The 25817-nt window shown below is 40.1% G+C and carries 21 protein-coding genes and 1 pseudogene; 9 read left to right on the forward strand and 13 right to left on the reverse strand.

Annotated elements, in window-relative coordinates:
- Nucleotides 1–348 precede the first annotated feature (348 nt).
- Both AVJ20_RS13115 and AVJ20_RS13120 read right to left on the reverse strand, forming a co-directional pair.
- The gene (locus AVJ20_RS13115) at nt 349–975 is read right to left on the reverse strand and encodes a superoxide dismutase (protein WP_078192384.1); all 627 of its coding nucleotides are present in this window, start codon (nt 973–975) and stop codon (nt 349–351) included.
- Nucleotides 976–1131: 156 nt separating this feature from the next.
- The gene (locus AVJ20_RS13120; RefSeq protein WP_111885526.1) at nt 1132–1890 is read right to left on the reverse strand and encodes a Nif3-like dinuclear metal center hexameric protein; all 759 of its coding nucleotides are present in this window, start codon (nt 1888–1890) and stop codon (nt 1132–1134) included.
- Nucleotides 1891–2059: 169 nt separating this feature from the next.
- Here AVJ20_RS13120 and AVJ20_RS13125 point away from each other — a divergent pair, with 169 nt between their 5' ends.
- Both AVJ20_RS13125 and AVJ20_RS13130 read left to right on the forward strand, forming a co-directional pair.
- Nucleotides 2060–3238: a S1C family serine protease gene (locus AVJ20_RS13125; RefSeq protein WP_078191894.1), complete on the forward strand. Its 1179-nt coding sequence runs from the start codon at nt 2060–2062 to the stop codon at nt 3236–3238.
- Nucleotides 3239–3424: 186 nt separating this feature from the next.
- Nucleotides 3425–3682: a hypothetical protein gene (locus tag AVJ20_RS13130; RefSeq protein WP_078191893.1), complete on the forward strand. Its 258-nt coding sequence runs from the start codon at nt 3425–3427 to the stop codon at nt 3680–3682.
- 104 nt (nt 3683–3786) lie between these two features.
- Here the strand turns inward: AVJ20_RS13130 and AVJ20_RS13135 are convergent, their stop codons facing one another.
- The 3 genes from AVJ20_RS13135 to lipA all read right to left on the reverse strand — a co-directional run bounded on the left by AVJ20_RS13135 (nt 3787) and on the right by lipA (nt 8268).
- Nucleotides 3787–4173 (reverse strand): carboxymuconolactone decarboxylase family protein, encoded by a 387-nt coding sequence (locus AVJ20_RS13135; protein ID WP_111885527.1) that lies wholly within the window; start codon nt 4171–4173, stop codon nt 3787–3789.
- Between the two features lie 159 nt (nt 4174–4332).
- Nucleotides 4333–6846: an acyl-CoA dehydrogenase gene (locus AVJ20_RS13140; RefSeq protein WP_111885528.1), complete on the reverse strand. Its 2514-nt coding sequence runs from the start codon at nt 6844–6846 to the stop codon at nt 4333–4335.
- Between the two features lie 408 nt (nt 6847–7254).
- Nucleotides 7255–8268, reverse strand: coding sequence for a lipoyl synthase (gene lipA / locus AVJ20_RS13145; RefSeq protein WP_111885529.1), 1014 nt, complete (start codon nt 8266–8268; stop codon nt 7255–7257).
- Between the two features lie 206 nt (nt 8269–8474).
- Between lipA and sthA the strand changes: the two are divergent.
- Nucleotides 8475–9889: pseudogene (gene sthA / locus AVJ20_RS13150) on the forward strand (Si-specific NAD(P)(+) transhydrogenase).
- Nucleotides 9890–10031: 142 nt separating this feature from the next.
- The gene (locus tag AVJ20_RS13155) at nt 10032–11144 is read left to right on the forward strand and encodes an AAA family ATPase (RefSeq protein ID WP_111885530.1); all 1113 of its coding nucleotides are present in this window, start codon (nt 10032–10034) and stop codon (nt 11142–11144) included.
- A 34-nt stretch (nt 11145–11178) separates the two neighbouring features.
- Here AVJ20_RS13155 and chrA read toward each other — a convergent pair whose 3' ends face one another.
- A complete protein-coding gene (chrA, locus tag AVJ20_RS13160) occupies nt 11179–12417 on the reverse strand; it encodes a chromate efflux transporter (RefSeq protein WP_111885531.1) in 1239 nt (412 codons plus the stop codon).
- Nucleotides 12418–12752: 335 nt separating this feature from the next.
- Between chrA and AVJ20_RS13165 the strand changes: the two genes are divergently transcribed.
- Nucleotides 12753–13736 (forward strand): alpha/beta hydrolase, encoded by a 984-nt coding sequence (locus AVJ20_RS13165; protein WP_111885551.1) that lies wholly within the window; start codon nt 12753–12755, stop codon nt 13734–13736.
- Nucleotides 13737–13829: 93 nt separating this feature from the next.
- On the opposite strand, the gene AVJ20_RS13170 is transcribed toward AVJ20_RS13165, so the two are convergent.
- Nucleotides 13830–14681 (reverse strand): pirin family protein, encoded by an 852-nt coding sequence (locus tag AVJ20_RS13170; protein ID WP_111885532.1) that lies wholly within the window; start codon nt 14679–14681, stop codon nt 13830–13832.
- A gap of 102 nt (nt 14682–14783) precedes the next feature.
- Between AVJ20_RS13170 and AVJ20_RS13175 the strand changes: the two genes are divergently transcribed.
- Nucleotides 14784–15695 (forward strand): LysR substrate-binding domain-containing protein, encoded by a 912-nt coding sequence (locus tag AVJ20_RS13175; RefSeq protein WP_078190231.1) that lies wholly within the window; start codon nt 14784–14786, stop codon nt 15693–15695.
- Between the two features lie 107 nt (nt 15696–15802).
- On the opposite strand, the gene AVJ20_RS13180 is transcribed toward AVJ20_RS13175, so the two are convergent.
- The 4 genes from AVJ20_RS13180 to AVJ20_RS13190 all read right to left on the reverse strand — a co-directional run bounded on the left by AVJ20_RS13180 (nt 15803) and on the right by AVJ20_RS13190 (nt 19619).
- Nucleotides 15803–16759: a TauD/TfdA dioxygenase family protein gene (locus AVJ20_RS13180; protein ID WP_111885533.1), complete on the reverse strand. Its 957-nt coding sequence runs from the start codon at nt 16757–16759 to the stop codon at nt 15803–15805.
- A gap of 218 nt (nt 16760–16977) precedes the next feature.
- The gene (locus AVJ20_RS18895; RefSeq protein WP_265735977.1) at nt 16978–17112 is read right to left on the reverse strand and encodes a hypothetical protein; all 135 of its coding nucleotides are present in this window, start codon (nt 17110–17112) and stop codon (nt 16978–16980) included.
- On the reverse strand, nt 17105–18316 hold the full coding sequence (locus tag AVJ20_RS13185; protein ID WP_078190227.1) for an MFS transporter: 1212 nt from the start codon (nt 18314–18316) through the stop codon (nt 17105–17107). Before AVJ20_RS13185 ends, AVJ20_RS18895 begins: the two co-directional genes overlap by 8 nt.
- 244 nt (nt 18317–18560) lie before the next feature.
- On the reverse strand, nt 18561–19619 hold the full coding sequence (locus AVJ20_RS13190) for an OmpW/AlkL family protein (RefSeq protein ID WP_111885534.1): 1059 nt from the start codon (nt 19617–19619) through the stop codon (nt 18561–18563).
- Between the two features lie 440 nt (nt 19620–20059).
- Here AVJ20_RS13190 and AVJ20_RS13195 point away from each other — a divergent pair, with 440 nt between their 5' ends.
- Nucleotides 20060–20239 (forward strand): hypothetical protein, encoded by a 180-nt coding sequence (locus tag AVJ20_RS13195; RefSeq protein WP_111885535.1) that lies wholly within the window; start codon nt 20060–20062, stop codon nt 20237–20239.
- A 60-nt stretch (nt 20240–20299) separates the two neighbouring features.
- Here the strand turns inward: AVJ20_RS13195 and AVJ20_RS13200 are convergent, their stop codons facing one another.
- Both AVJ20_RS13200 and AVJ20_RS13205 read right to left on the reverse strand, forming a co-directional pair.
- Nucleotides 20300–21757, reverse strand: a complete 1458-nt coding sequence (locus tag AVJ20_RS13200) for a sensor domain-containing diguanylate cyclase (RefSeq protein ID WP_111885536.1) — start codon at nt 21755–21757, stop codon at nt 20300–20302.
- Nucleotides 21758–21955: 198 nt separating this feature from the next.
- A complete protein-coding gene (locus AVJ20_RS13205) occupies nt 21956–22744 on the reverse strand; it encodes a hypothetical protein (protein ID WP_111885537.1) in 789 nt (262 codons plus the stop codon).
- A 294-nt stretch (nt 22745–23038) separates the two neighbouring features.
- On the opposite strand from AVJ20_RS13205, the gene uvrB reads away from it, so the two are divergent.
- Both uvrB and AVJ20_RS13215 read left to right on the forward strand, forming a co-directional pair.
- Entirely contained in the window at nt 23039–25060 is a 2022-nt protein-coding gene (gene uvrB / locus AVJ20_RS13210; protein WP_111885538.1) for an excinuclease ABC subunit UvrB, read from the forward strand.
- A gap of 156 nt (nt 25061–25216) precedes the next feature.
- Complete coding sequence (locus tag AVJ20_RS13215) at nt 25217–25813, forward strand: lipocalin family protein (RefSeq protein ID WP_111885539.1); 597 nt, start codon at nt 25217–25219, stop codon at nt 25811–25813.
- Nucleotides 25814–25817 lie beyond the last annotated feature (4 nt).

Consider the following 25817-nt stretch of genomic DNA (forward strand, 5'->3'; position numbering starts at 1 on the left):
ATATAAAGTTGAATTATACAATGACTTTCGAAAAATCTAATTTGTGGCAGTCCATTTTTGATGATAAGTAAAATTAAGACGAATTCCATAATTGATAATCCAGTCAATATTAGTGCTGAATTAAAGCTATATTTAATAGATTCTTGAACATAAGAGTAACTCACATACTGGATTATAGTGATAAAGATAAACATCACTAATATTTTGGTATATTTTGCTTTTAAGATTAGTAATGGTTCTTGATTCATTCTTTTGTATAGTATTGATTGTTGTGGCAGTATGATATTTAAAGCATAAAAAAATCACCCTAAAAGGGTGATTTTTTTACTTTAAAATAAGTTTTAAAACTTATTTTTCAACGCCAGCAGCTTGACCTGCATATTTAGCGTTTGCATAGTCCCAGTTCACTAGGCTTTCTAAGAAAGTAGAGATGTATTTAGGACGAGCGTTACGGAAGTCGATGTAGTAAGCGTGTTCCCAAACGTCGATAGTCAACACAGCAACTTTACCGTGAGCAAGTGGAGTGTCAGCATTTGAAGTTTTAAGGATAGAAAGGTTACCGTTTACTTCGTCAGCAACTAACCAAGCCCAACCTGAACCGAACTGAGTTGCAGCAGCATTTGCAAATTCTTCAGCGAATTTTTCGTAAGAACCGAAAGCTTCGTCGATTTTAGCTGCTAAAGCGCCAGTAGCTTTACCGCCACCGTTTTTAGCCATACAGTTCCAGTAGAATGTGTGGTTCCATACTTGAGCTGCATTGTTGAAGATACCAGCTTTAGAAGCATCGCCTTTAACAGCAGTGATGATTTCTTCTAAAGTTTTGCCAGCAAGGTCAGTACCTTCAATTGCTTTGTTTAGGTTAACCACATAAGTATTGTGGTGTTTGTCGTGATGGTATTCTAAAGTTTCTTTGCTGATGTGCGGAGCAAGATCTTCGTAACCGTAAGGTAACGCTGGTAAAGTAATCGTTGTCATGTTTTCAATTCCTTGCATTTTGCTGGGTTTTGACATTAAGTGCCGTTATTGTAATAGATTCTTGCAGTAAAATGCGCATTGCTTATAAATAACAATACAGAATAAAGCCTGAAAATATACGTATAACGACTGAGCCAAAGACCAAGACGATTTAAATTAAATCGGGTTATTTAATTCGAAATAACTATACTCAATATTGAACTGTTCTGAAATAGCTTTTGCGAGTCGTTGTACACCATATCTTTCAGTTGCATGATGTCCGCAGGCATAATAATGCACATTTAATTCTTCAGCTTCGTAAAAAGTACGTTCACTCACTTCACCTGAAATATACGCATCACAATCTAATGCAGCGGCTTTGCCAATAAAGTCTTGTGCGCCACCCGTACACAAACCAATTTTTTGAATCGATGGTTTATCTGCCGGCAGGTGAATGACATCAAATCCTAATTTTTCAGAAACGAAGTCTTTAAACGCCGCTGGAGTCATTGCTTGTTTTATATAACCAACATTACCAATAGGATTGCGCTCAGTAGGATCTAAGGCTTCAATATTCTCTAATTCGAGCAAATCTGCTATCGCTGCATTATTACCTAAAGTAGGGTGACTATCTAAAGGTAAGTGATAGCCAACTAATGAAATATCTTTTTTGATCAGGCTTTTGATTCGTTTGCCACGCATACCTGTGATTGGGTAAGCTTCACCTTTCCAAAAATAACCATGGTGTACCAATAGCAAATCAGCTTTTGCTGCTATCGCGGCTTCAATCGCTGTTTGTGACGCGGTAACTGCACATAAAATTTTATGCACTTCTGCTGAGCCTTCAATTTGCAAGCCGTTGGGAGCATAGTCCTTAAATTCATGTGCTTTGAGTGTGCTGTCACACCATTGAATAATTTCACTTAACTGAGCCATATACTGTCCAAAATCTCAAAGAGATGCATCAAAATTTACGATTGTTTAAATTGTAACTAAAGAATCACAAATCTCTGTGTTTATTTTTAAGTTTGTTGAAAATATTACATTACAATACGATATAAATTATTTAGCCATCAATGAATTATAAAATTTAGAGGATATAGACGTGCGTCGGACCTTTACATGGTTACCTTGGGTATTATTAATACTTGTGATCATCGGTTTCTTTACATGGCAACAGGTTCAAAAACCTAAAGCACCCATTGCCCCAGATGGGGTTAAAATGCCTGCAGAAAAGGTTGAGCCCCTCATTGATACGTCGCGTACAGGCGGTGTAGTTTCGTATAGTGCTGCGGTAAAAGTTGCTGCTCCAGCGGTTGTCAATATTTTCACTACGCAAAAAGTGAAACAATTGGATCATCCTTTATTAAATGATCCTGTTTACCGTGAGTTTTTTGGTAATCAACTTCCAGATCAAACCAATCAAAACGAAAATAGTTTAGGTTCAGGTGTGATTGTTCGTCCAGATGGCTATATTTTGACGAATAACCACGTGATCGCACAGGCCGATCAGATCGTTGTGGCTTTACATGATGGTCGTCGTGCTGAAGCGAAAGTTGTGGGCACAGACCCAGATACAGACTTAGCTGTGATTAAGATTGAAATGAGTCAATTACCGGTTTTACCGTTTAAGCTAAGTGGCAATGAAGTCGGTGATGTCGTCCTAGCGATTGGTAACCCTTTTGGCGTGGGTCAGACGGTTACGCAAGGGATTATCTCAGCTACAGGTCGTTCAGATTTGGGAATCAACACTTACGAAGACTTTATTCAAACAGATGCTGCGATCAACCCCGGCAACTCTGGTGGTGCTTTAATTGATGTTGCAGGAAACTTAATTGGTGTAAATACCGCGATCTTCTCGCAGTCAGGTGGCTCTTTGGGGATTGGTTTTGCCATTCCTGCAAAAGTGTGCCAACAAGTGCTGAACGCCATTTTAAAAGATGGGCGAGTGGTACGTGGTTGGTTAGGTATTAGTTTACTTCCAATTAAACAAGAAAATATTTTAGATCCACGGGTGAATGGCGTGATTGTCGCAGATGTCATTCGCAATGGACCTGCAGCACAAGCAGGTTTAAAACGTGGTGATAAAATCATGAAAGTGAATAATGAGCTAATTACCTCGACTTCGCATTTAATCAACTACGTTGCACAACAAGCGCCATTGAGCACTATGCAAATTGACATTGAGCGAGACGGAAAGGCGATGACATTACCTGTACAAGTGGGAGAGCGTAAACCGCAAACTCAAAACAGTGACTCGCAATATATTCCATTACCCCGCTAGCATAGAAAATCCCTCGTCATGAGGGATTTCTTTTGAGTACCTTTTTTTGTATATCGCTTTGAAGAGCATCGTTTGGGCCAAACAATGTGCTTTGTAATTGAAATATCAATTACAAAAATGCATTGCACACTTTGCTGAATTTGGCTTAATTTATAAGCAATAATAATCAGATAAGCGTATAAGAATATGAGCTTTTTACCCGCAGAACATGCTAAAGTTTTATCCAGTCAAGCCAATTTAGATATCGCCTTATATAAGACACGTTTGGCTTTGCTGATTGAGGAAAATGCCAAACAGGGGAATACCGCCGTATTTACGGTTTTACCCAAGCATTTAGCTTTAGAAGAGATTCGAAGTTTATCTGCTGAGCTTACAGAATTGGGATATCAAGTTCGATTTGAAGTGAATGAATTCTTCTATAATTTTAATGTCTACTGGATTTGATTCGGGATTCACTGCATTTAAGGTCCTAAGTTAAAAACAAGATGAAACCCTTTAGAAAACCACGATAAGCGTAGTTTTCTAAAGCCGTTTTATAACGCAGTAACTTATTTAGATTTTTGATAGTCATTAATGACTTCAAGTGCCGCACGAAAGGCTTCTTGAGTCGCCGGTGCGCCACAATATGGCAAACTATGAAGTAACACTTCCTGAATTTCTTCTACAGTCGCCCCATTATTTAAAGCCCCTCGGACATGACCTTTGAGTTCTGTCGGACTTTTTTGTGCAGTTAAAAAGGCAATGGTAATCAGTGAGCGATATTTACGGGGTAATACGCCTTCACGTTGCCAAGTTGAACCCCATGCATGCTCATTAATCCAATCTTGCAATGGTTGAGTAAATGGCACGGTATTGTCTTGAGCACTTTTGACGAAACTTTCACCCATAACTTCAGTACGAACTTTTAAGCCATTTTCATAATCTTGTTGTGACATGTAGCAAACCCTCTGTGATGTAATTTTGCAGTACAGCCTATACCTTTGACTCTGCGATACCATTGGCTGATGGTCGTATAAAAAAGCCATCCCATTGTTTAACAGTGGAATGGCTTTTATTTTGAGAAAAATAAAGCTTAAAAGCGATGCAGAAGCTGATTAATAACGCAGGAAGGCTTCTGGTTCATCATCGGTGTGTTGTTGCTTTTTCACTTCTGGTGCAATGGTTAAATGTGGATTGGATAGCTCAAGTTCGTGGATGAGTTGCATATCGAAAACATCTGTGAGCATACTGTCATAGCGTTGAATGTTGTAAGTGCTGAGCTGTTCAGCTTCGGAGGCAGTAATGACTTTTTGTGCAATGGCATCGGCTATATGTGCTTCAAAAGTTAAACCTTTGAATTGACCTTTAGATTCAGCTTTTTTAAATTGGTTCCACAGCGGTTCAATTTTCAACAATTGTAAAAAGGCATTTTCCATACGACCAGAAACTTCATCTGCTGCAGTGCTGTAATACACGTGCTTTTTGAGTTCTTGGCGGAAAGTATTGTCTAGCATCATTTGAGTGGCAACTTCACGTTTTAAATGGTCTGTAGGTTTGGCAACAACTCGTCCAAACGGAAAGCAGATGATTTTTACTACGCTTGCTGCTAGTCGCATTGGGAAGTTGTCAAATAAGCCCTGGAAAGCTTTTTCAACATTGTACAAAGCTTTATCTAATGCAAGTTGCGCATGTAATTGTTCAGCTTCACTTCTTTGACCTTGTTCATAATATTTAAGAATAGCCGTTGCTATAAATAAATAAGAGTGAATGTCTGCAAGTCGGCCAGAGAGCATTTCTTTACGTTTAATATCGCCGGCTAAAAGGCCAAGACACATATCTGCAGTCAGCGCGAAATCGGCACTGAATCGATTAATTTTTTTATAGTAGGGGCGGCTAAATTCATCTGCTGAAGCTGGTGAGTCGGATGGGCCACCTGTGAACGCATAAGCAAAGGCGCGTGCAGTTCGGTTAAAGGTATAGCCTAAGTGCTTAAAGAGCATTTCATTGAATGTATTGAGTGCAGCGTTTTTATCTTCGGCTTGAAGTAATTGTAGCTCTTCAAATAAATATGGATGGCACCGCATTGAGCCTTGTCCAAAAATCATCAGAGAGCGACTTAGAATATTGGCACCTTCGACAGTAATTGACACAGGAATGGCCTGATAATTCAAAGCTAAAAAATTACGAGGTCCCATTTGCACGGCACGTCCACCGACGATGTCCATGCCATGATTCACCACTTTCCGCATGGTTTCAGTGGCATAGTATTTGGCCATTGCAGTCATTACAGCAGGTTTGCCGCCTTGGTTTAAACCACAAGTCACCAAATAGCGAAATGCTTCAAGCATATAAGCGTCTGATGCGATATCACTCGAAGCTTCTTGTACACCTTCAAAATTACCTACAGAAATTTTAAACTGCTGACGAACTTTGGCAAATGCACCAACATTTAAATATGCCATTTCTCCGGCTGCCGTTGACAAAGCTGGGAGTGAAATGCCACGACCGACCGCTAAACATTCCATAAGCATACGCCAGCCTTTACCGGCATTTTCTATCCCACCAATGATCCAGTCTAAGGGAATAAAGACATCTTTACCTTCAACTGTCCCATTCATAAATGGTGAGCCTGGATTATGACGAGGGCCTGTAATGACACCGTCATGACTCGCCGGTAGCAGCGCGCAGGTGATGCCATATTCCGTTTTATTTTTATCTCCCAATAAGCCATCTGGATCGTATAACTTAAATGCCAGACCAATGACGGTGGCAATTGGTGCAAGGGTAATCCAGCGTTTGGAGAAGTTCATGTTTAAGCCGAGCACTTGTTGGCCCTCAAAAGTGCCATAACAGACGACACCTGTATCTGGAATGGCGCCTGCATCTGAGCCTGCTTCAGGGCTGGTGAGTCCAAAACATGGAATTTCTTCACCTTTTGCAAGGCCAGGGAGGTATCTGTCTTTTTGTGCTTCGGTACCATAGTGTAGAAGTAATTCCCCCGGTCCAAGAGAGTTGGGCACCATACAACTGACTGCGGCAGTCAGTGATCGGGATGCAATCTTGCTCATGACACGGCTTTGTGCAAATGAACTAAATTCACGTCCTCCATACGATTTTGGAATCACCAGTCCTAAGAAGCCATTATCTTTAATGAATTGCCAAGCTTCTGGTGGGAGGTCTTTGTGTTTATGGTGAATATCCCACTCGTTGAGCATGGCACAAAGTTGCTCGACTTCATTATCAATGAAGGATTGTTCTTCAGCGCTGAGCTGAGGGTAGGGATAAGCCTCAAATTTTTTCCAATCAGGCGCGCCCATAAATAGCTCTTTTTCCCACCAACTTGTTCCTGCATCTAACGCTTCACGTTCCGTAGTACTCATACTCGGCATCGCATTTGCTAAGGTTTTATAGGCAGGTTTGGTGAGTAGATTGAGCCTCAGTGGATCAATCAACACAATTAAACTTAAAGCAATAAGCGGGATGCCAAGTATTAATGACCATGGGGTTAAAAAGGCGAGTGCAATTGAAACAAATATCAGTGTTATTGCGCCTACAGCTCGTGAAAGTTCAAAGAAAAAAACGGCCCAAAGAGCAAAAATAAAGAGTACTGCACTGAGTATAAATAGCATTTGTTATGGCTCCAGTGACAAGGGCCAGAGCGTTATGCGTTTAAAACAGCCTACATGCGTTTAAAAATGATCTCATCTTTTGTCTTTCTGATTTTAAAGTGCATGAGACTGTCAAAATGGCATCACTCGGCTGGTGAGTTTGATTGGACAATTGCGCGAATATAATGAAAGCGCAAATAAAGTGTTATCAATAGATTGATTAATAAATAATCACAACACAATCCCTATCGGGCAAAGAAATGTCACATTACGTAAATTTGGATGATTCGATATACTGGATAACGTTTAAGGAACGCACTATTTTCAAAAGATCATATAGTGGTAAATGAATTGGGCTGAGTGTGAAAGCCACAAAAAAGCCTCAATCAATGAGGGCTTTAATTTGCGATGTTTTAAATCTTTGCGTGATTAGGCTTCAATCGTTTGAACTGCAATTTTCTTTGCAGGATCAGTTTTACGACGTACCGTAGGTACTGGCTCACCATAGTATTGACGGTCAGCAAAGTAGCTTGAACGGACCATTGGTGCAGCCCAAATGTTTTTGAAACCAAGCTTTTGACCATGTGCTGTGTAACGATCAAACTCTTCAGGTGTAACGAAACGATCGATCGGTGCATGTTCTTTAGAGGGCTGTAAGTACTGACCAATGGTGACATAGTCAACATCGTGTGCTTTTAAGTCGTCTAATAACGCGATCACTTCTTCTTCAGTTTCACCAATACCGACCATCAAACCACATTTGGTTGGAACATCTGGGCAGTATTCTTTAAACATTTTTAATAAGTTTAGAGAGTGTTGGTAGTCAGAACCCGGACGCATTGCTTTATACAAACGTGGCACGGTTTCAATATTGTGGTTAAACACATCAGGTGGACACTCCGTCATAATACGAAGGGCAACATCCATACGACCACGGAAGTCAGGAACTAGAATTTCCAAAAGTGTTTTTGGACTCAAGTCACGAGCTTCTTTAATACAGTCAACAAAGTGCTGTGCGCCGCCATCAACTAGGTCATCACGGTCGACCGACGTAATTACGGCATATTTCAAACCAAGATTGGCAATGGTTTCTGCCATGTGACGTGGTTCATCTGGGTCAAGAGCATTGGGACGACCATGCGCAACGTCGCAGAATGGGCAACGACGAGTACAGATATCGCCCATAATCATAAAGGTTGCAGTACCGCCACCGAAACATTCAGGTAAGTTCGGGCAAGCCGCTTCTTCACACACGGTATGTAATTTTTGTGCGCGCAAAGTTGTTTTAATACGTTGAACTTCATCAGGGGCAGCCATTTTGACCCGAATCCAGTCAGGCTTACGAGGCGTTTCAACCGTTGGCACAACCTTCACAGGTATGCGAGCGACTTTTTCTGCGCCACGAAGTTTTACACCCTGTACAGGTTTACGGTTCTCAGACATATTCAACTTTTCCACTGTTTTTGACGAGGAGATATTCAAAAAATTAGCTCGATCATTATAGCGGACTTGAGCTTAAATAGGGGGAAAACGATATTCATATAATAAATGTGGTTATCACATAATATATGTGAGCTAAATATCCAAAAAAGTTAGGATATACGTCATAATACAGCCTAGATTAAAGAATATTTGTAAAGGAGCGTTGAATGCCACGTAAGAAAGAGGTCGTTAGTGGAACTTTCGTGAAATACGATGCGGTAGTTCTGGGTTCTGGCCCTGCGGGTGAAGGCGCTGCAATGAAACTTGCTAAATCAGGTAAGCGAGTTGCAATTGTAGATATGCGTGAACAGCTTGGTGGTAACTGTACCCATGTAGGAACAATTCCAAGTAAAGCATTGCGTCAGACCGTTTCAAGCATTTTACGTTACCAACGTGACCCTATGTTCCAAAAAGTCGGTGAATGGAAACAGTTCACGATGAAACAGGTGTTACGTAATGCGCATAAAGTGATTCAACAACAAGTTGAAACGCATTCACGTTTTTATGACCGTAATAAAATTGATATTTTCCACGGCCGTGCGTATATCCAAGATCAAAACACTGTTTGATTTTTAGCAATGAAGGTATGACGGAAACTTTAGTATTCCAGCAATTAGTGATTGCTACAGGTTCACGTCCTTACCGTCCAGCTGCTTTAGACTTTAATCATCCTCGCGTATTTGATTCAGACAAAATTTTGGATCTGGATTATTCAATCCAAAAAATCATCATTTATGGTGCAGGTGTGATTGGTTGTGAATATGCGTCTATCTTTATTGGTCTAGACCACAAAGTTGATTTGATCAATACACAGCACAAATTACTCAGTTATTTAGACGATGAAATCTCAGACGCCTTGTCATACCGTTTACGTGAGCAGGGTGTACTGATTCGCCACAACGAACAGATTGATCATCTTGAAACACATGATGATCACGTGGTTCTTCACTTGCAAAGTGGTAAGAAAATTAAAGCCGACGCGATTTTGTGGTGTAACGGTCGTTCTGGTAATACCGATGGTTTAGGCCTAGAAAATGTAGGTATTAAACCAAACAGCCGTGGTCAATTAACCGTGAATGATCAATATCAAACTGAAGTAGAGAATATCTTTGCTGCGGGTGATGTAATCGGTTGGCCTTCACTTGCATCTGCTGCATATGACCAAGGTCGCTGTGCCGGTTCTAACATGAGCGGTGAAGAAGGAATTGCACCTGTAACGGATATTCCGACAGGTATTTATACGATTCCTGAAATTTCTTCGATTGGTAAAACTGAACAACAGTTAACTGAAGAAAAAATTCCGTATGAAGTAGGTCAAGCATCTTTCCGTCATTTGGCACGTGCGCAAATTACGGGTGATACCGTAGGCGAGCTTAAAATCTTGTTCCATCGTGATACTTTAGAAATTTTAGGCGTTCATTGCTTCGGTAATAATGCTGCGGAAATTATTCACATTGGTCAGGCCGTGATGAACAGCCCGAACAATACGATTAAATATTTCGTAGAAACCACATTTAACTATCCGACTATGGCGGAAGCGTACCGTGTTGCAACATTGAATGGTATGAACCGTTTATTCTAAGGTTAAATTGAACTTAGAATGTGCAATGAAAGACCCGTAAGTTTCGGCTTGCGGGTTTTTTATGGGTAGAATAAAGTGCATGAAAAATATACAAGCAATAAACTTATAATCATCAACATTTCCAACTCATTTTAGGTAACCCATGACGATCCGTTCAGTGACTATTCAAGGTTTTCGATCTATTCATCATATGAATCTGACCTTGTCGCGTCTGAATATTGTCAGTGGTCCGAATGGTTGTGGTAAATCCAATCTATATAAAGCTGTACGTCTCCTACATGAAGCTGCAAATGGCCAATTATCCCAAGCTATTGCAAATGAGGGCGGGATTCAAAAAATCATGTGGGCAGGTGGTCACCGTGCGGGTGATCGATCGAAAGACCCTAAGCGCATGAAGCTTGCAGTGGAGATGGAGCATTATGAATATCAACTTGAAATAGGTTTTCCTGAACCGCTCATCACCTTGTTTGCACTCGATCCTTTGGTCAAAGTAGAAGGAATTTGGTTAAGCGGCTATCAACGTCGAAAAATGAGCGAGTTGTTAGAGAGAACCAACCAAGCGGCATTTCTGAAAAATGTTGATGAAGAACGGATTGCTTATCCGATGTCTTTAACACCTGAAGAGTCGGTGTTTGGACAATTGTCCGATCCACATTTATACCCCGAAGTTTCACAAGTGCGTGAGACCATGAAAAACTGGCGCTTTTATCATGAGTTTTCAGTCAGTGGAAATTCACCGATCCGTGTCCCGCAAGTAGGCATTCGTTCACCGGTTTTAGCGCATGATGGCACAAATTTAGCCGCAGCCTTTGAAACTTTACGTGAGCGTGGCAACAGTGAAACCTTGTTTGAAGTACTAGAAAAAGCCTTTCCGCAGACCCAGTTTTATGTGCAGGAAATGGGTGGGCGCTTTCAAATGATGATGCAAAAGCAGGGGATCTTAAGACCTTTAGAAAGTGCAGAATTTTCAGATGGGACGTTACGATTTTTGTGTTTAGCCGTGGCTTTGTTGAGTCCTAGACCCCCAAATTTTATGGCACTGAATGAGCCAGAAAATAGCTTACATCCAGATTTATTACCTGCCTTGGCGATGCTGATTGCCGAAGCAAGTCGCTATACACAGCTTTGGTTGACTACACATTCCAATGAACTGGTTGAAATGATCAAACAGTATAGTGATGTGCAGCATTATCAATTGGATCAAGTCGAGGGGAAAACTGTGGTCAAGGGCGCAAGTTTAATCGATGAGGATTAGATTATTCCTTTAGCTATAGTTTTTTTGCTTTCGTTTAAAAAGGCAGAAAAGTTAAAAAAGCATAATAGCCGATAAAACTGCTTATTAAGCTAAACCAGACTGGCAGCTTGCTGCGAAGTAAAGCAATAACGACGGCAACAAATATAAAGTCCGTCCATTGAATGATGTATTTCTGGCTCATTTGAAATAGTAGACACAGTAATAGACCGACGACAGCTGCATTGATTATTTTTAAGGTGCCAAAAAGCATCGGGTATTTCATCAACTTATTCCAATAGGGCAATAAGCCAAACAGTAATAAAAATGATGGTAAAAATATCGCCACAGTCGCGAGTACAGCATTTAAGAGTAGTACATCAGTCATGGGTAAAAGCGTGCCGAGATAGGCGGCGAAACTAAACAAAGGCCCCGGCATGAGTTGTGCAAGGGCATAGCCTAAGTCAAAATTTTCATTACTGATCAGTCCTGTCGAGACAAAGTCCTGATGTAAAAATGGCAAAATAATATGTCCACCACCAAAGACTAGGGACGCTGTGCGGTAGAAGCTTTCTAAGCTAAATGCCAAGACACTGCTGTGTTGTATATCGAAGAATGGCGGAACGAAAAAAGGGCTGATAAAGGCGAGAAGCCATAACCACGAGGTGCAAGTATTTTCATGTGCATTCCGGCTAAAATTGTCATGTTTGGGTGGAACTGTTTCGGCGATATTTGGCTTTTGGCTGCGTAATTGATTTGACGATAAAACTAAACCGATAATTGCAGCAGCTACAATCACCAAAACTTGATTTAGAGAAAATTGAAAGAAATAAATAAAAAATGCAGCTAAAAGCATGACTAGATACTGAAATTTTGTTTTACAGAAGCTTCGCATCATTTGCCAAAATGCCCATGCAACAACGGCTAGTACAATTAACTGAATAACATGAAAGAATAAAGTTGAGAGTTGATTACTGAGTTTTATACTTAAAGTGGCCGCGGCACACATCAGCAGGGCTGAAGGTAAAGTAAATCCTAACCATGCAAAACAAGCACCTTGATAGCGGTTGAGTTGAAATCCAATCGCCATGCCGAGCTGGCTACTTGTTGGGCCTGGAAGGACTTGAGCCAAGGCAAGCAAATGCGCATATTCATGCTCTGTTATCCATTTTTCTTGTTTCACAAAATATTGAAAAAACAACACCAAATGTGCCGCAGGTCCACCAAATGCAATACACCCTAATCTTAAAAAGGTGAGAAAGATGACAAGGTTTGGTTGTGGTTTGGACTGGCTCATGCGTTACCAATATTTAAAATCAAAAGTAAGGTTATGAATTTCTAAAGGATAAAATTATGAAAGTTAAAAGATCTTAAAGGCTGATTATTGCAGGAGTATGTAAATCCTGCTTCAAAAATATTTTGAAGTGCTTAGCAGGGAAAAAGGTAATTGGACGAAGTGACATAGTGCTGTCCCACATGCACATGGCGTCGGTTTCCGCCGCTGATTAGCATCAGCACATACACATAAAAAATTGTCTAAAAATGACTTCTCCAAAATCAGACACCTTATCAGAAATTTTGAGCGCTTTATTGAAGTGGTTGATGAGTGGCATTGCATCGTTACTTTCAATCATGGCATTTGCAGATGATCAGCTACTTGCTTCACAAGCATTAGCAAGTTATACAGATCAAAACAGTTGGCAGGAAATTCAGCACTATCTACCCAAAGAATACAATTTAACAGAAACGCAGCGACCCAAAGAAGAGTGGTGGAACTGGCAAGGTCATACTGTTCACTTAGATACTTATCGGAATCCACAGGCAAAAGTGAAGGTGATTCTGTTTCATGGTGTGGGAACAAATGGTCGACAAATGTCGATGATTTTGGGTCATCCTTTGGCACAACGTGGCTATGAAACTATCGCTATTGATATGCCCGGTTATGGCCTCACCCAAGTCAAAAAGGGCTCAAAAATTCGTTATGATGATTGGGTTCAAGCAGGTAATGACCTCATTGAAGCCGAGCTACAAAAAGATCATCGTCCTATCGTTTTGTATGGGCTTAGTGCAGGTGGTATGTTGACCTATCACGTGGCGGCAAAAAATAAAAAGGTGAAAGGTATCGTCGGTATGACCTTTCTAGACACTTCAAATAAAACTGTGCGTGATCAAGTCTCTTTGAATAAATTTATGAGCCGCGTGGGCAGCCCACTGGCTCATGTGACAGCACATACACCATTTTCAGCATTGCCAATGCCGATGCGGTGGGTAAGTAAAATGCATCGCTTGGTGAATAATGACGCAGCATTGCAGGTCTTTTTAAAAGATAAAACGTCAGCTGGGAATAGTGTATCGGTTAAATTTCTAGATTCGTATTTATATTATAAAAATGACACGCCACCGGAGCAGTTTGATGTCTGCCCAATTTTACTAACGCAGCCTGAACAAGACCGCTGGACGCCTTTGGCTTTAAGTCAGCCATTTTTAGCACGGATTCACCAAGTTCCAGTCGATGTCGTGCTGTTGAAAAATGCAGGACATTATCCTTTGGAACAGCCGGGACTTGAGCAAATGGTCAATGCAATAGATGCGTTTTATCAAAAAGTCACGCAATAATCTGTTGAAAGCGTGATGCGTAATTCATACCAACATAGATATAAAAAAACCGCCAGAAGGCGTGTTTTTATTGGGACTTTATCGTGGAAATATTTAAGCAAAATGACCATGTTGAAAATCATAAAATGCCTGACGTATTTCATCTTCAGAATTCATGACGAATGGTCCATGTGCCGCAATCGGTTCATTTAAAGCTTCGCCACTTAAAATAAGCAGTTTGGTTGCTTCAAAAGATTTAAGTTTCAAGGACGATACTTGGTCACTGACATATAAAGTCTGTTTCGCATCAAAGCGTTGACCTTCAATTTCGATCGCCCCACTTAATACAAAAATCATGTTATTCCACTGTGGGTTGAATGAAAATTCCTGTTCAGCATTTGCATTCAAGCGCACATCCAATACATTCATCGGGCTAAAGGTTTCAGCGGCGCCCAATGTATCTTCGAATTGGCCAGCAATGACGCGTACCACGCCAGCATTTTGTGCAAGTTTAACTTCAGCAATATTGGCTTTAGTCAGTTCTTGATAGCGAGGTTCAGTCATTTTGGCATGACGAGGTAAATTGACCCAAAGTTGTACCATGTCTAAATTTCCGCCTGTTTTGGTAAAATCTTTAGAATGATGTTCTTCATGCATAATGCCTCGACCCGCAGTCATCCATTGCACTTCGTCTTTGGCAATGCTGCCGTGATTTCCTTTAGAGTCAAAATGCTCCAATTCTCCTTCATAAACAATGGTTACTGTTTCAAAGCCACGATGTGGATGCGACCCAACACCACGTTGATGATGACTTGGAGAGAAATGATATTGTCCGGTATAGCCCATAACGAGGAATGGACTGGTTTGATTGCCCATTTCTTGCATAGGGAGCATAGAGTTTGTTGGGAAGCCATCGCCCACCCAAGTCCTACGATCACTATGATAAACACGTTTGATTGAATTCATAATTCAGCCCTCAATTTATTGCTTCTGAGATCTATTATTGAGGTATAGTGAGGGAATGACAGGGCGAAAAACTCAACAGATTATTCTAAAAATGAAACAATCATGCAAAATTTAAATGACTATTACTATTTCGTGCAAGTGGTGAAATACCAAGGTTATACCAAAGCCAGTGAAGCATTGGGTATTACAAAATCTAAGCTATCACGCCGTATAACAGAATTAGAGACCCGTTTGGGGGTGCGTTTGATTCAGCGTAATACGCGTAAATTTACAGTAACTGAAATAGGACAACAGTTCTATTTGCATTGCTTAAAAATTTTAGAGGAAGTCAGCGAAACGGAAAACTTTGTGCTTAGTACGTTGAATGACCAACTCTGTGGCCAAATTAAAATCTCTTGTCCTGTGGCTTTGGTGGAAATGCCTGTTGCCAAAATGGTCACTGATTTTATGCAGCAATATCCAGACATCAGTGTGCATCTGATGGCGACCAATCATCGGGTTGATGTGATTGAGGAAGGCGTAGATTTAGCCATTCGTGTGCGTAATATGCCTTTATTGGATAGTGATTTGATCGTTCGAGATTTAGATGCTTGGGATCATGTTTTGGTGGCATCGCCACAACTTTTCTTCGAGCGTGAAATTCCACAGCAATTGGCTGAGATTCAAAATTTTCCGTGTATTGGTTTTGACCGACCTAAACATTTTTGGGATTTCCGACATCGTGAAAAAAGTGAAACCCAACAAATTGAATTTCATCCACGCTTAAGAACTGACAGTTTTAGTGCGATGATTTCGGCTGCTCTTTCTGGCGTAGGAATCGCATCTTTGCCCAAAGTGTTTGTACGTGATGCTTTAAAAAGTGGTGAGTTAATAGAGCTATTTCCTGAATGGCAATTGCCGCAAGGGGTCATCCATGTTGCCTACGCGACACGACAAGGCATGCTGCCGGGTGTGCGTGCGATGTTAGATCATTTAATTTCAGGTTTTAAGGCATTAGATATAGATCATCCGTAATTTGAGCAGTGTTCTTATTGTTTTAAAATTTTAATTATTTGGAGTTATTGCTCAAACACGGATTTTACAGGGTTATTTATTTTTTATTGTAGGCATGAAGTTCAACATTAGTATGGTCGTCCTCCTGCTAGGCTAATTCGCTTTAATAGGCGACGTTGGTCTGAAGGGAAAGGGCGGCGTGAGTGTAAAGTGGCTTGGTTATCCCAAAATACAATGTCACCTTCTTCCCATTGATGTTCATATCGAAACTCAGGTTTCAATAAATGTTCACGTAAGGATGCAATCAATTCACTGCCTGACTGATCATCGTAGTGAACCAATTCCACTTCAGATCGTTCATTTAACCACAGACCTTTACGGCCACTTTCTGGATGGGTACGTACAAGCGGATGTGGATAGGCATGTCCAACAATCGGTTGGTCTTTGAAACGGTAAAGCGGTGTAGCGCCATATCCCGTTGTGCCTTTATTATTTTTGGCACGGACAAATGGGTTATAGGTAATGAGTTGAAGTTGGTCTAAATGTTTTTGTGTCGCTTCATCTAAAGCTTCATAGGCTTTAATGGTGTTATACCATGAGGTTTGTCCACCGTCTTGTGGCAGTTCAATGGCATAGAGTAATGAACCAAAAGATGGCAGCGGAGTCCACTGATGGTCTGCATGCGCAGCCAATTCACCATGTCCAGTATAGTCACCTTTGCCGACTGCATTTGAAACAGGTACGACGTCTGGTGGTGTACCGGTATCATCTTGTGACGCTAGCACAGGAATATCTGCACCAGGACGGAAAATTGAACCGAAGTAGCTTGCAAACGCGAGATACTGTAAATCATCTAGACTTTGATGTTTAAAAATTAAAATCAAGTGTTCTGCCAGCGCTTGTTTTAAACGGTAGATGGTTTCCCCAGACTGTGCTTTACGCGCATCTAAACCATAAACCACAGCCCCCAAAGCTTGGTCATGTTGCACTTCAATACGAATTTCATTGCCATCTTGAAATTGTTCTGCTTGATGCCAACGTGGCGCATCATGGATGGCTTGCGAAAGTTGAGTTAATGCGGTCATTTCATAAGTTCTCAAATTGTTCTTTATTGAGACTTAATCTATGAAAGAAAGCGCAGGATGAAAAGTTAAAAAATAAGCTAAGTTTATGAAAAAACGTATTATTAATACTATGCTGAAAATGCAGCTTTTATTGAATCGTGTAGAAAATAGCTAAAAAACTGCTGTTGTAGTGTTGATAAAACAGCAGTTTGAATTGGAATTAAGGTTTCTATGCGTCTTTAATGCACACAAAACGCTTGGTTAAAGTATTCAAATAATTCAGGTGTTTGGATCCATAAGCCGATGGATAAGGCTAACAAGGCCAGAATACTGATAGCAATACTGAGTCGGAACCATAATATTGAATTAGTCATGAATGACACTTTCCTCATTAACCATGAAATGAACCAATACCCCAAAAATACTCAGGACAATCGAAAAAATCCAAATGGCATTATAGTTACCGGTCATATCGTGGTTCACACCACCCAACCAGCCACCAAAAAATGAACCGACTTGGTGAGTAAAGAACACGATACCACTGAGCATACTGAGATATTTAACGCCAAACATATTGGCCACAATACCGTTGGTGAGTGGTACGGTAGAAAGCCATAATAGACCCATAATGACGCCAAAAGCATAGATTGTCCATGTGCTTAAAGGCAGCAAAAGAAAGGCAATAATGGCAATGCCACGTAAACCATAAAGTCCCATTAACAGCTTTGGTTTGGAATATTTGCCACCAAGCCAACCTGCTGTGTAGGTGCCGACAATATTAAACAGTCCAACGAGCGCTAGGAAAATAGTGCCCGTAGTGGCATTAAAGCCATGATCGATTAAATATCCCGGAAGATGGATGCCAATAAACACCACTTGGAAGCCACAGACAAAGAAACCAAGTGCTAAAAACCAAAAGGGTTTATGCTCCCAAGCCAATTGCAAAATTTGTTTAAATGTCAGAGAGGCTTCATGCGTATTGGTTGCATTTGGTGCAACATACATTGGTGCTTTTAGCATCCAAGCTAAAGGAATAATAAGCGCAATTAAAATGGCGCTGACCACCAAAGCCGAAGACCAACCAAATTTTTGCAGTAGCAGTAATGTAGAGGGCAGCATAATGAACTGACCAAAAGAACCTGCGGCACTGGCAATACCCATGGCTAAACTACGTTTGTCTGGATGCGCTGCACGTCCTACGGCCGAGAGTAATACTGGAAATGAAGTGGCCGAGAGAGCCAAACCTAGGATTAAACCTGCGCTTAAATTAAGCAGTAAACCGGTGGAGCTGACGGCCATGAGTAATAGTCCGAGGGCATATAATGCACCACCGACGGCGACCACGATCTTACTGCCATATTTATCTGCAAAAGCCCCAGTAATTGGCTGCACAGCACCCCAAATTAAGTTTTGCATGGCAATGGCAAGGCTAAATACGTTATGTCCCCAACCGAATTCATCACTCATCGGCACGAGATAGAGGCCAAATGCATGACGCACCCCTAAAGACAATGCCAAAATAATAGCACTGCCAATGAGCATGTAAATCAGGGGCTTTGAGAAACGAGTATCAGACATACAGCAGTCTACATTTTTTAAATTTAATCCAATGGTATTCGAATAAACGCAGAGTTGCGATTAAATTTAATTCACCAAACAATAAATTTTTTTTATAGGTAACTATGGATGAATAAAGGAAATTGCCTCAGCATAAATTCAAAAGTGTTTAAAAGAGATTGAAAAGATATCTCAGAATAAAAGACCATATATAGCCTAATAAAAAAGACGGCTGTAGCCGTCTTTTTTATATTCAGGTTATTAATTAGAAACGCATACCGATACCTGCATATGCAAGGATCGGGTTTACTTCAATATCCGCTTTAGATTTGATCAGTTCGCCGTGTGTCGCATCTGTAACGGTAATGGTTGTTTCATTTTGAAGGTGTGCATAGCTAACAGAACCAACAGCAAACCATTTATCATTGAAATCATAAGTGAAGCCCACCGTCGCAACCGGAGCAAATACATCAGTTGCCTCTAAATCAACTTTTGGATTAGCCTTACTTGGCTTTCCTTCTAAAGAGGCGCCTGCATTACCTTCTTTAATGTTAGCAATCATGTGACCTGCGGCAATCAAATCTTTCTCAATTTGTGGATTCATTTCCAATTCATTGAAGTAGGCATACATCACGCCTAGACCCACATAGGGACGGAATTTATTGACGCCAGTTTTACCAAAGTGATATTGGATTTCAGCAGCCGGAGTCCATGCACGTGCAGAAGCTGCTGCACCATGTGCGCCTAAGTCGGTAATGAAAATATCATTTTCAAGTTCAAGATTTCCCAGTGCACCGCCTAGTGGTTTCGCAATGGCTGAAAATGGTGCGTAAATTTTTCCTGAGCCTTGTAAATCAACTTTTGGCGGAATACCCGCTTTCATTTCTAGTGATACATTGTCAGTGAAGAAATAGTTGGTCATGATCCCAAGCGTGGTGACATCGTCTGCTTCAAGACCGGTCCCTGGATTGTCCCATTGTTCAAGTCCTGAAATCGTGGCTTTACCACTCATTGAAGCAGGAACGGTGTCTAAAAGATCTAGTGCACCTGCTAGCAGTGGAGGGACTTTGTATCCTTCTCGAATATTGTCTTTTACTGTTTGTGAGCTAACCTTGCCAACTTCTGCTTCATAGCCTTCATTGATGGCAGTATTTACACGGAATGGCTGTGCTTTACCTTGTGGCATAACATGTAGAGCACCAACAGAGACAGAAAAACGTTTGAAGCCATCGCCATCTTTTAAACTAAAATATGGTGAGTCTGCATGACTGAGCATAGGTAGGGCAGCCATAGAAGCAGCAATGCACAATACACTTTTTTTCATTTTAAAGGACTCCATGTCCGTAAATTGATAATAATTTTTCTAAGTGCCCATTATTCAAAATTAGTGCGTAAAAAATGTTATAGAAAACAAGAATAAACGTAATAGTCCTGTAACATTTTTGATGATTTGTATTATTTGAGGGCTTTAAGTAGGTATTTGTGTAAAAAATCTAACTTTTTTGAAATTTAGAAATGGTTCTATCTATTTGTAAATATTAAATATTTATTAACATAAGTGACAGTGTATTGGTTGAATTGGGTCAATAAAATAGTTTAAAACGACCATATTCAAAGCAGTTTTTTGCTTTGTTTTCCTCTACAGATATAAGTCATAGGTCATCGTTGAGTCGTTATATGTTAATCGTGGTTAATCTCTTAAAGCCTTTTACACCAAAACCATTTTTTTTGTACAATAGCACCAGATTCAATTGAGTTATTCGTATGAGTACGCAAAAACCTCCCAAGAAAAAGGCTTTAGTAAATTTGCCTTTTCCGATTAAAAAAGCTGAAGATAATGCTTCGGATGAAATCTTTGAAGATATGCGTCCAAAACCTCAGCGTTATGCTGACCGTACTTGGATGCCACCACGCGGTACACGTCGTTCGATGGGTAAGCGTTAAGAGATTTAAATAAAAAAGCCATGATTAAAACCATGGCTTTTTCATTGCAAATGATTGATGTTAATTGCGTATTTCAGACTGAATTCTACGGTCTTTATTGAGATAATACTTTTTTTTCTGACGATACATGTCAAGATCAGCACGTTTAAGCATATCTTCCATTCGCTCATTCAAGATATTGGTGGCAGAACCAATCGATATACTCATCGGTTGATTAGAATAAAATTGGTTATCGACCAATAACAACTCATTCAAACTTTGTAAACAGTTTTGCAGTGCTGCATCATCAGCACCCGGTAAAAGTATGACAAATTCATCACCGCCAATGCGCGAAGCAGAATAGGGCGTATGCTGAATAAGTTGGTTAAGAATGTTGCCCAGACGTCTGAGGATACTGTCACCAGCATCGTGCCCAATACTGTCATTGAGTTCTTTTAGTCCATTCAAATCAATAAAAATACAAGAAACAGGGCGTAATTGATTGCGTTCAAGACGCTTGAGTTCTGCTATATAAAATGAACGATTATAGAGTTTGGTCAGTACGTCGTGCTTACCTAAATACTCAAGATAATTTTCAGCCTTTTTACGTGCGGTAATATCGGTTAAAGCAACCTGCACGGTGCTCCAGTCGTCGAGATAATCGGGAAATACAGTAAATTGTAGTAAGACGTGGCGAATACTGCCATCAAGTGCATAATTTATAGCTTCACGTTGATGATGTAGATTACCATTCCAAAGTTCAATCAGTTGTTCTTTAAATGTTTGAAGCATTTCTTTGGTAAATACTTTATGTACATTTTTGAGCAATATTTCTTTGTTCGGAGCGCCAAACAAATCAAGGGTGGCCTGATTAACATCAACGATCAGTATTTCCTTAATACACTCTTGTACAAAATCGGGGTGAACATCCAAAAATGTCACAAAATCTTCTATACCTAAAGCGCGAAGTTGATCTAATTTTATTTTAATCCGGCTGAAATCTTCTACCCAAAGAGAGGTTGGCGAATAATGGAAACGCGCTTCTGCTAAATGACGACTTTGTTCTTGTAAACGGCAAGCTTCGGTATACGACGTGATATCTTCAGTTGTAATTAAGACTGCTGATAAATCCTGCTCATGATTTGGTAGGACGATGCCTTTGAGTTGAATGTCTAAACGTTGCCCACTGAGTGTATAGTTTACGGCAGAATGGGAAAAATGTGTTTCCCCATTCCATAATGCAACCAATTCTCTAATGTGTGTTTGACACATCTCCGCCTGAAAAACTAAATCAAGGTTTTGACATAAATGTTCAAAGTCACGTGCTTGATACAGTTCTAACGTTTTTGTATTGACCTGTAAGATTTTTATTTTTCTTGCACATTGCAGAATTCGTGATTCATCTTGTTGAAGAAAAGTGGCGAGATCCTGCACACCTTGCTGACGCCAGAGATCAAATTGTTTTTTGACTTCACTGTAATCTTCAAGCCACATGGCAATGGGGGATAGCTCAAAAAAAGGAGAATCTAGCATGTCTATTTTATGTGCTCGTCATTCTTTATGATAATGTCAGCAAGTAGTATAAGACCAAAAAAATGATATTAAAATAATGTGATATATAAAATAAAATTTATTTTTAATGTGACTTAAGTCGCTAAAATTCGTTAATTCAACTTAGATAAAAAGCCAATGTAGACTTTGGCTTTTTAGGCGGGGGAGATATGGTGAAAAAAGTCTTTAGCGGCTGGCTTTACGAGCTTTATTTTCAGGTCTTGGTGCAGCGATTTCACGTTCAGCTTTCCAAACATCAATGAAATCTTTTTCATTAATATTGTACAGTTCAAGTAGGGCTAAAATGACGCCGCCAAACATCATTGGGCCTTCTGAGTTGCTTTGAAACTCAAATATTTTCCCATTCAATGCATGCAAAATATCTTCAATTTCAAAAATACGGTCACGACCATTGCTGTCTGTCGGATACATTTGGGTATTCAGCACAATTTTTGCAAGACTTTTTTCATTATCTGTTAAGGCCAGAACATCAACCAATTCATCTGCCGAAGGTGCAAAAATTACCGAGTCTCGAAAAATTGTATGTAGAAGTTTCGAAGTAAGTTTAGGTAAAGCTTTTTCAACGAAAGGGCGGAATGAAATTGGAAAAATAACATTTCTGGAAATCCCCTTAAACATGGGAGCAATTTCTTCAACTTTATAGCCAGCGACACCACAGCCAATCGACGTAATGAAATATTTGGTCTTCGGATGATTCTTGGTATAGATTTTAAAATCATCAACATAATGTTGAATCTGAGACAATGGCATTTGTTGTAAATGCTCATTCATTGTTGGAATAGCAAAACTTTGACCAGCCCATCCACGACCAATACCATTCATTGCACCAAAATGCTCTAGGGCAGTACGCGCTGCACCGCCAGTATGTTGACCTGCCATATTGCTGCCAAAAACAAAAATAGTATCTTCGGGTAGGTTTTTAACAATACTTTCGTCATGATATTGGTAAGTCATAAGTTTGATCTGTGGCGTCCTTTTGTTCATGTTGCAGGTGAAATTTACATAGGTCAAGTATCAATAAGGGATAAATGAACGCTTTATTCCTGAGTTTTTTTAGAGCCAAGAGTTTCCTCAAGAAAAACATGCGAAATCAGGCGAATTATTTTTCAAACATGAGAAAAATCTATGGGGTTACGTTGAATTATAATTTTACAGTCTGTACACGCCTCTGGTATTTACATAAATTTAGCGTTGTTTTGTGCAACTTTGCCCTCATAATAAAGCCATATAAAACTGTTGAAGAAGAGTGTGATGCAGGAACAGCCTTTTGAACTGGTAACACAATATCAGCCGGCAGGTGATCAGCCTCAAGCGATTGAGAAATTGGTGAAGGGGATTGAAAAAGGAATGCATGATCAGTTGCTCTTAGGGGTAACAGGTTCAGGTAAAACCTATACCATGGCAAATGTGATAGCACGCACGCAACGTCCAACGATTATTATGGCGCATAATAAAACTTTGGCTGCGCAGCTTTATGGCGAGTTTAAAGCCTTCTTTCCGCATAATGCCGTGGAATATTTCGTCAGTTATTATGACTATTATCAACCCGAAGCCTATGTTCCATCTTCAGATACTTTTATTGAAAAAGATTCATCGATTAATGATCATATCGACCAAATGCGTCTTTCGGCAACACGGGCATTATTAGAGCGACGTGATGCAATTATCGTAGCGTCAGTTTCAGCTATTTATGGTCTGGGTGATCCCAATGCTTATATGAGTATGCTTCTGCATATCGTGGAAGGAGACCGTATTAGCCGTGATGATATCATCCGTCGTTTGGTGGAAATGCAATACACCCGAAATGAACTCGAATTTTTACGGGGCACATACCGTATTCGTGGTGAAATTATTGATATTTTTCCTGCTGAATCTGATCAAAATGCCATTCGAATAGAATTATTTGATGATGAAGTTGATTCAGTTCGATGGTTTGATCCATTGACGGGCAGAATGGTCCGTAAAGTGCCACGGATTACGATTTACCCAAAAAGCCATTATGTAACACCTAAAGATAATTTACAGCGTGCAATTGGAACGATTCGTGAAGAACTCGCAGAACGACTAGGATTCTTTCGTGCAAATGATAAATTAATCGAAGCACAGCGTATCGAACAACGTACACGGTATGATTTAGAGATGATGCAGCAGCTTGGCTATACCAACGGTATTGAAAACTATTCACGCCACTTGTCTGGCCGTCCTTCTGGTGAAGCACCTCCGACTTTGTTTGATTATGTACCTGATGATGCTTTATTAATCATTGATGAATCGCACGTTACCGTTCCGCAAATTGGGGCTATGTATAAAGGTGACCGTTCACGTAAAGAAAATTTGGTCAATTACGGTTTTCGTTTACCAAGTGCGCTTGATAACCGCCCAATGAAATTTGAAGAATGGGAGCGGATTATTCCTTCGACCATTTATGTCAGTGCAACGCCTGCACATTACGAAATGGAAAAGTCTGAACAAGTCGTTGAGCAAGTGGTTCGGCCCACAGGTTTGGTTGATCCTGAAATTGAAATTCGTCCAGTGTTAACGCAAGTGGATGATGTATTGTCAGAAATTAATAATCGAAAAAACTTAAATGAGCGTGTATTGGTTACGACATTAACCAAACGTATGGCAGAAGATTTAACTTCATATTTGAAAGAATATGGTATTAAGGTCGCTTATTTACATTCAGATATTGACACTGTTGAACGAACTAAAATTATTCATGAATTGCGTTCAGGTGTATATGATGCAATTGTCGGGATTAACTTGCTGCGTGAAGGCTTAGATATGCCAGAGGTGTCTTTAGTCGCCATCTTAGATGCTGACAAAGAGGGGTTCTTACGTTCTGAGCGTTCTTTGATTCAAACCATTGGTCGTGCAGCGCGTAACTTAAACGGTAAAGCGATTTTATATGCAGATCGTATGACCGACTCCATGCAAAAAGCCATTGATGAAACGGATCGTCGTCGTAATTTACAGATTGCATTTAACCTTGAACATGGCATTACACCACGTAGTGCTGTACGCCAAAACGTTAATGATATTGATACTGGTGAACTGCTGACAGATGATGAAATCGATGCAAAAATTTCAGATCAGGCCAAGGCATTAACTGCAGATGAACGTCATTTGATGTCGGATCCAAAACTTCTGGCAAAACATATGAATAAGTTGGAAAAAGAAATGCTAAAAGCGTCTAAGGAATTACAGTTTGAACAAGCCGCTCGATTACGCGATGAAATCTTGCGTTTAAAAGCACAGATGATTTCATAATTTTGTTAGACAAGATGTGGAATATTGTTTGAATGACATACATAATTCAGACAAGAAAATGATTTTTAGAGCAATTTTTTCCGCTAGAGTAAAAATACGAGAAAAAGAATCTACTTAATTTTCATCGAATGTTTTGCATCGAAATGAGGCATAAAAATGACAACAACGAATCTTCCGAAAGCTGGTTTTAAACTCGCAAAAATTGCACTTGGTGCAGCAGTGTTAATTGGTTTGGGTGCAGCCACAATGGCCTATGCACAGACGAAACCGTTACAGACTGTGGAAAAAGTCGAGCTCGATCGTTATTTAGGTATGTGGTATGAAGTAGCTCGTAAGCCTATGGTTTTTCAAAAAAGCTGTGACCGTGATGTGATTGCGGTTTACACGCTAAATGAAAATGGCAACATTAATGTAAATAATCGCTGTGTATCTAAAGATGGTACCAAGAAGCAATCAATAGGCGAGGCATTTGTACAAAATGCACCGTTTAACACGAAATTAAAAGTTAGTTTCTTACCAGAAGCCATTCGTTGGTTGCCTGTGGGGCGTGGTGATTATTGGGTACTCAAAGCCGATGAAGACTATCAAACAGTTTTGGTGGGTGAGCCACGTCGTAAATATATGTGGGTTCTTTCTCGTTCGGCTCATCCAGATCAGGAAGTGATTCAGGAATATTTAAATTATGCGCAATCTGTTGGTTATGATTTATCAGATATTATTCATACCAAGCAGACAGTGAAACCTAAAACCTAAATAA

The organism is Acinetobacter sp. CFCC 11171, assembly GCF_003268405.1.
GTDB classification, from domain to species: Bacteria; Pseudomonadota; Gammaproteobacteria; order Pseudomonadales; family Moraxellaceae; genus Acinetobacter; species Acinetobacter amyesii.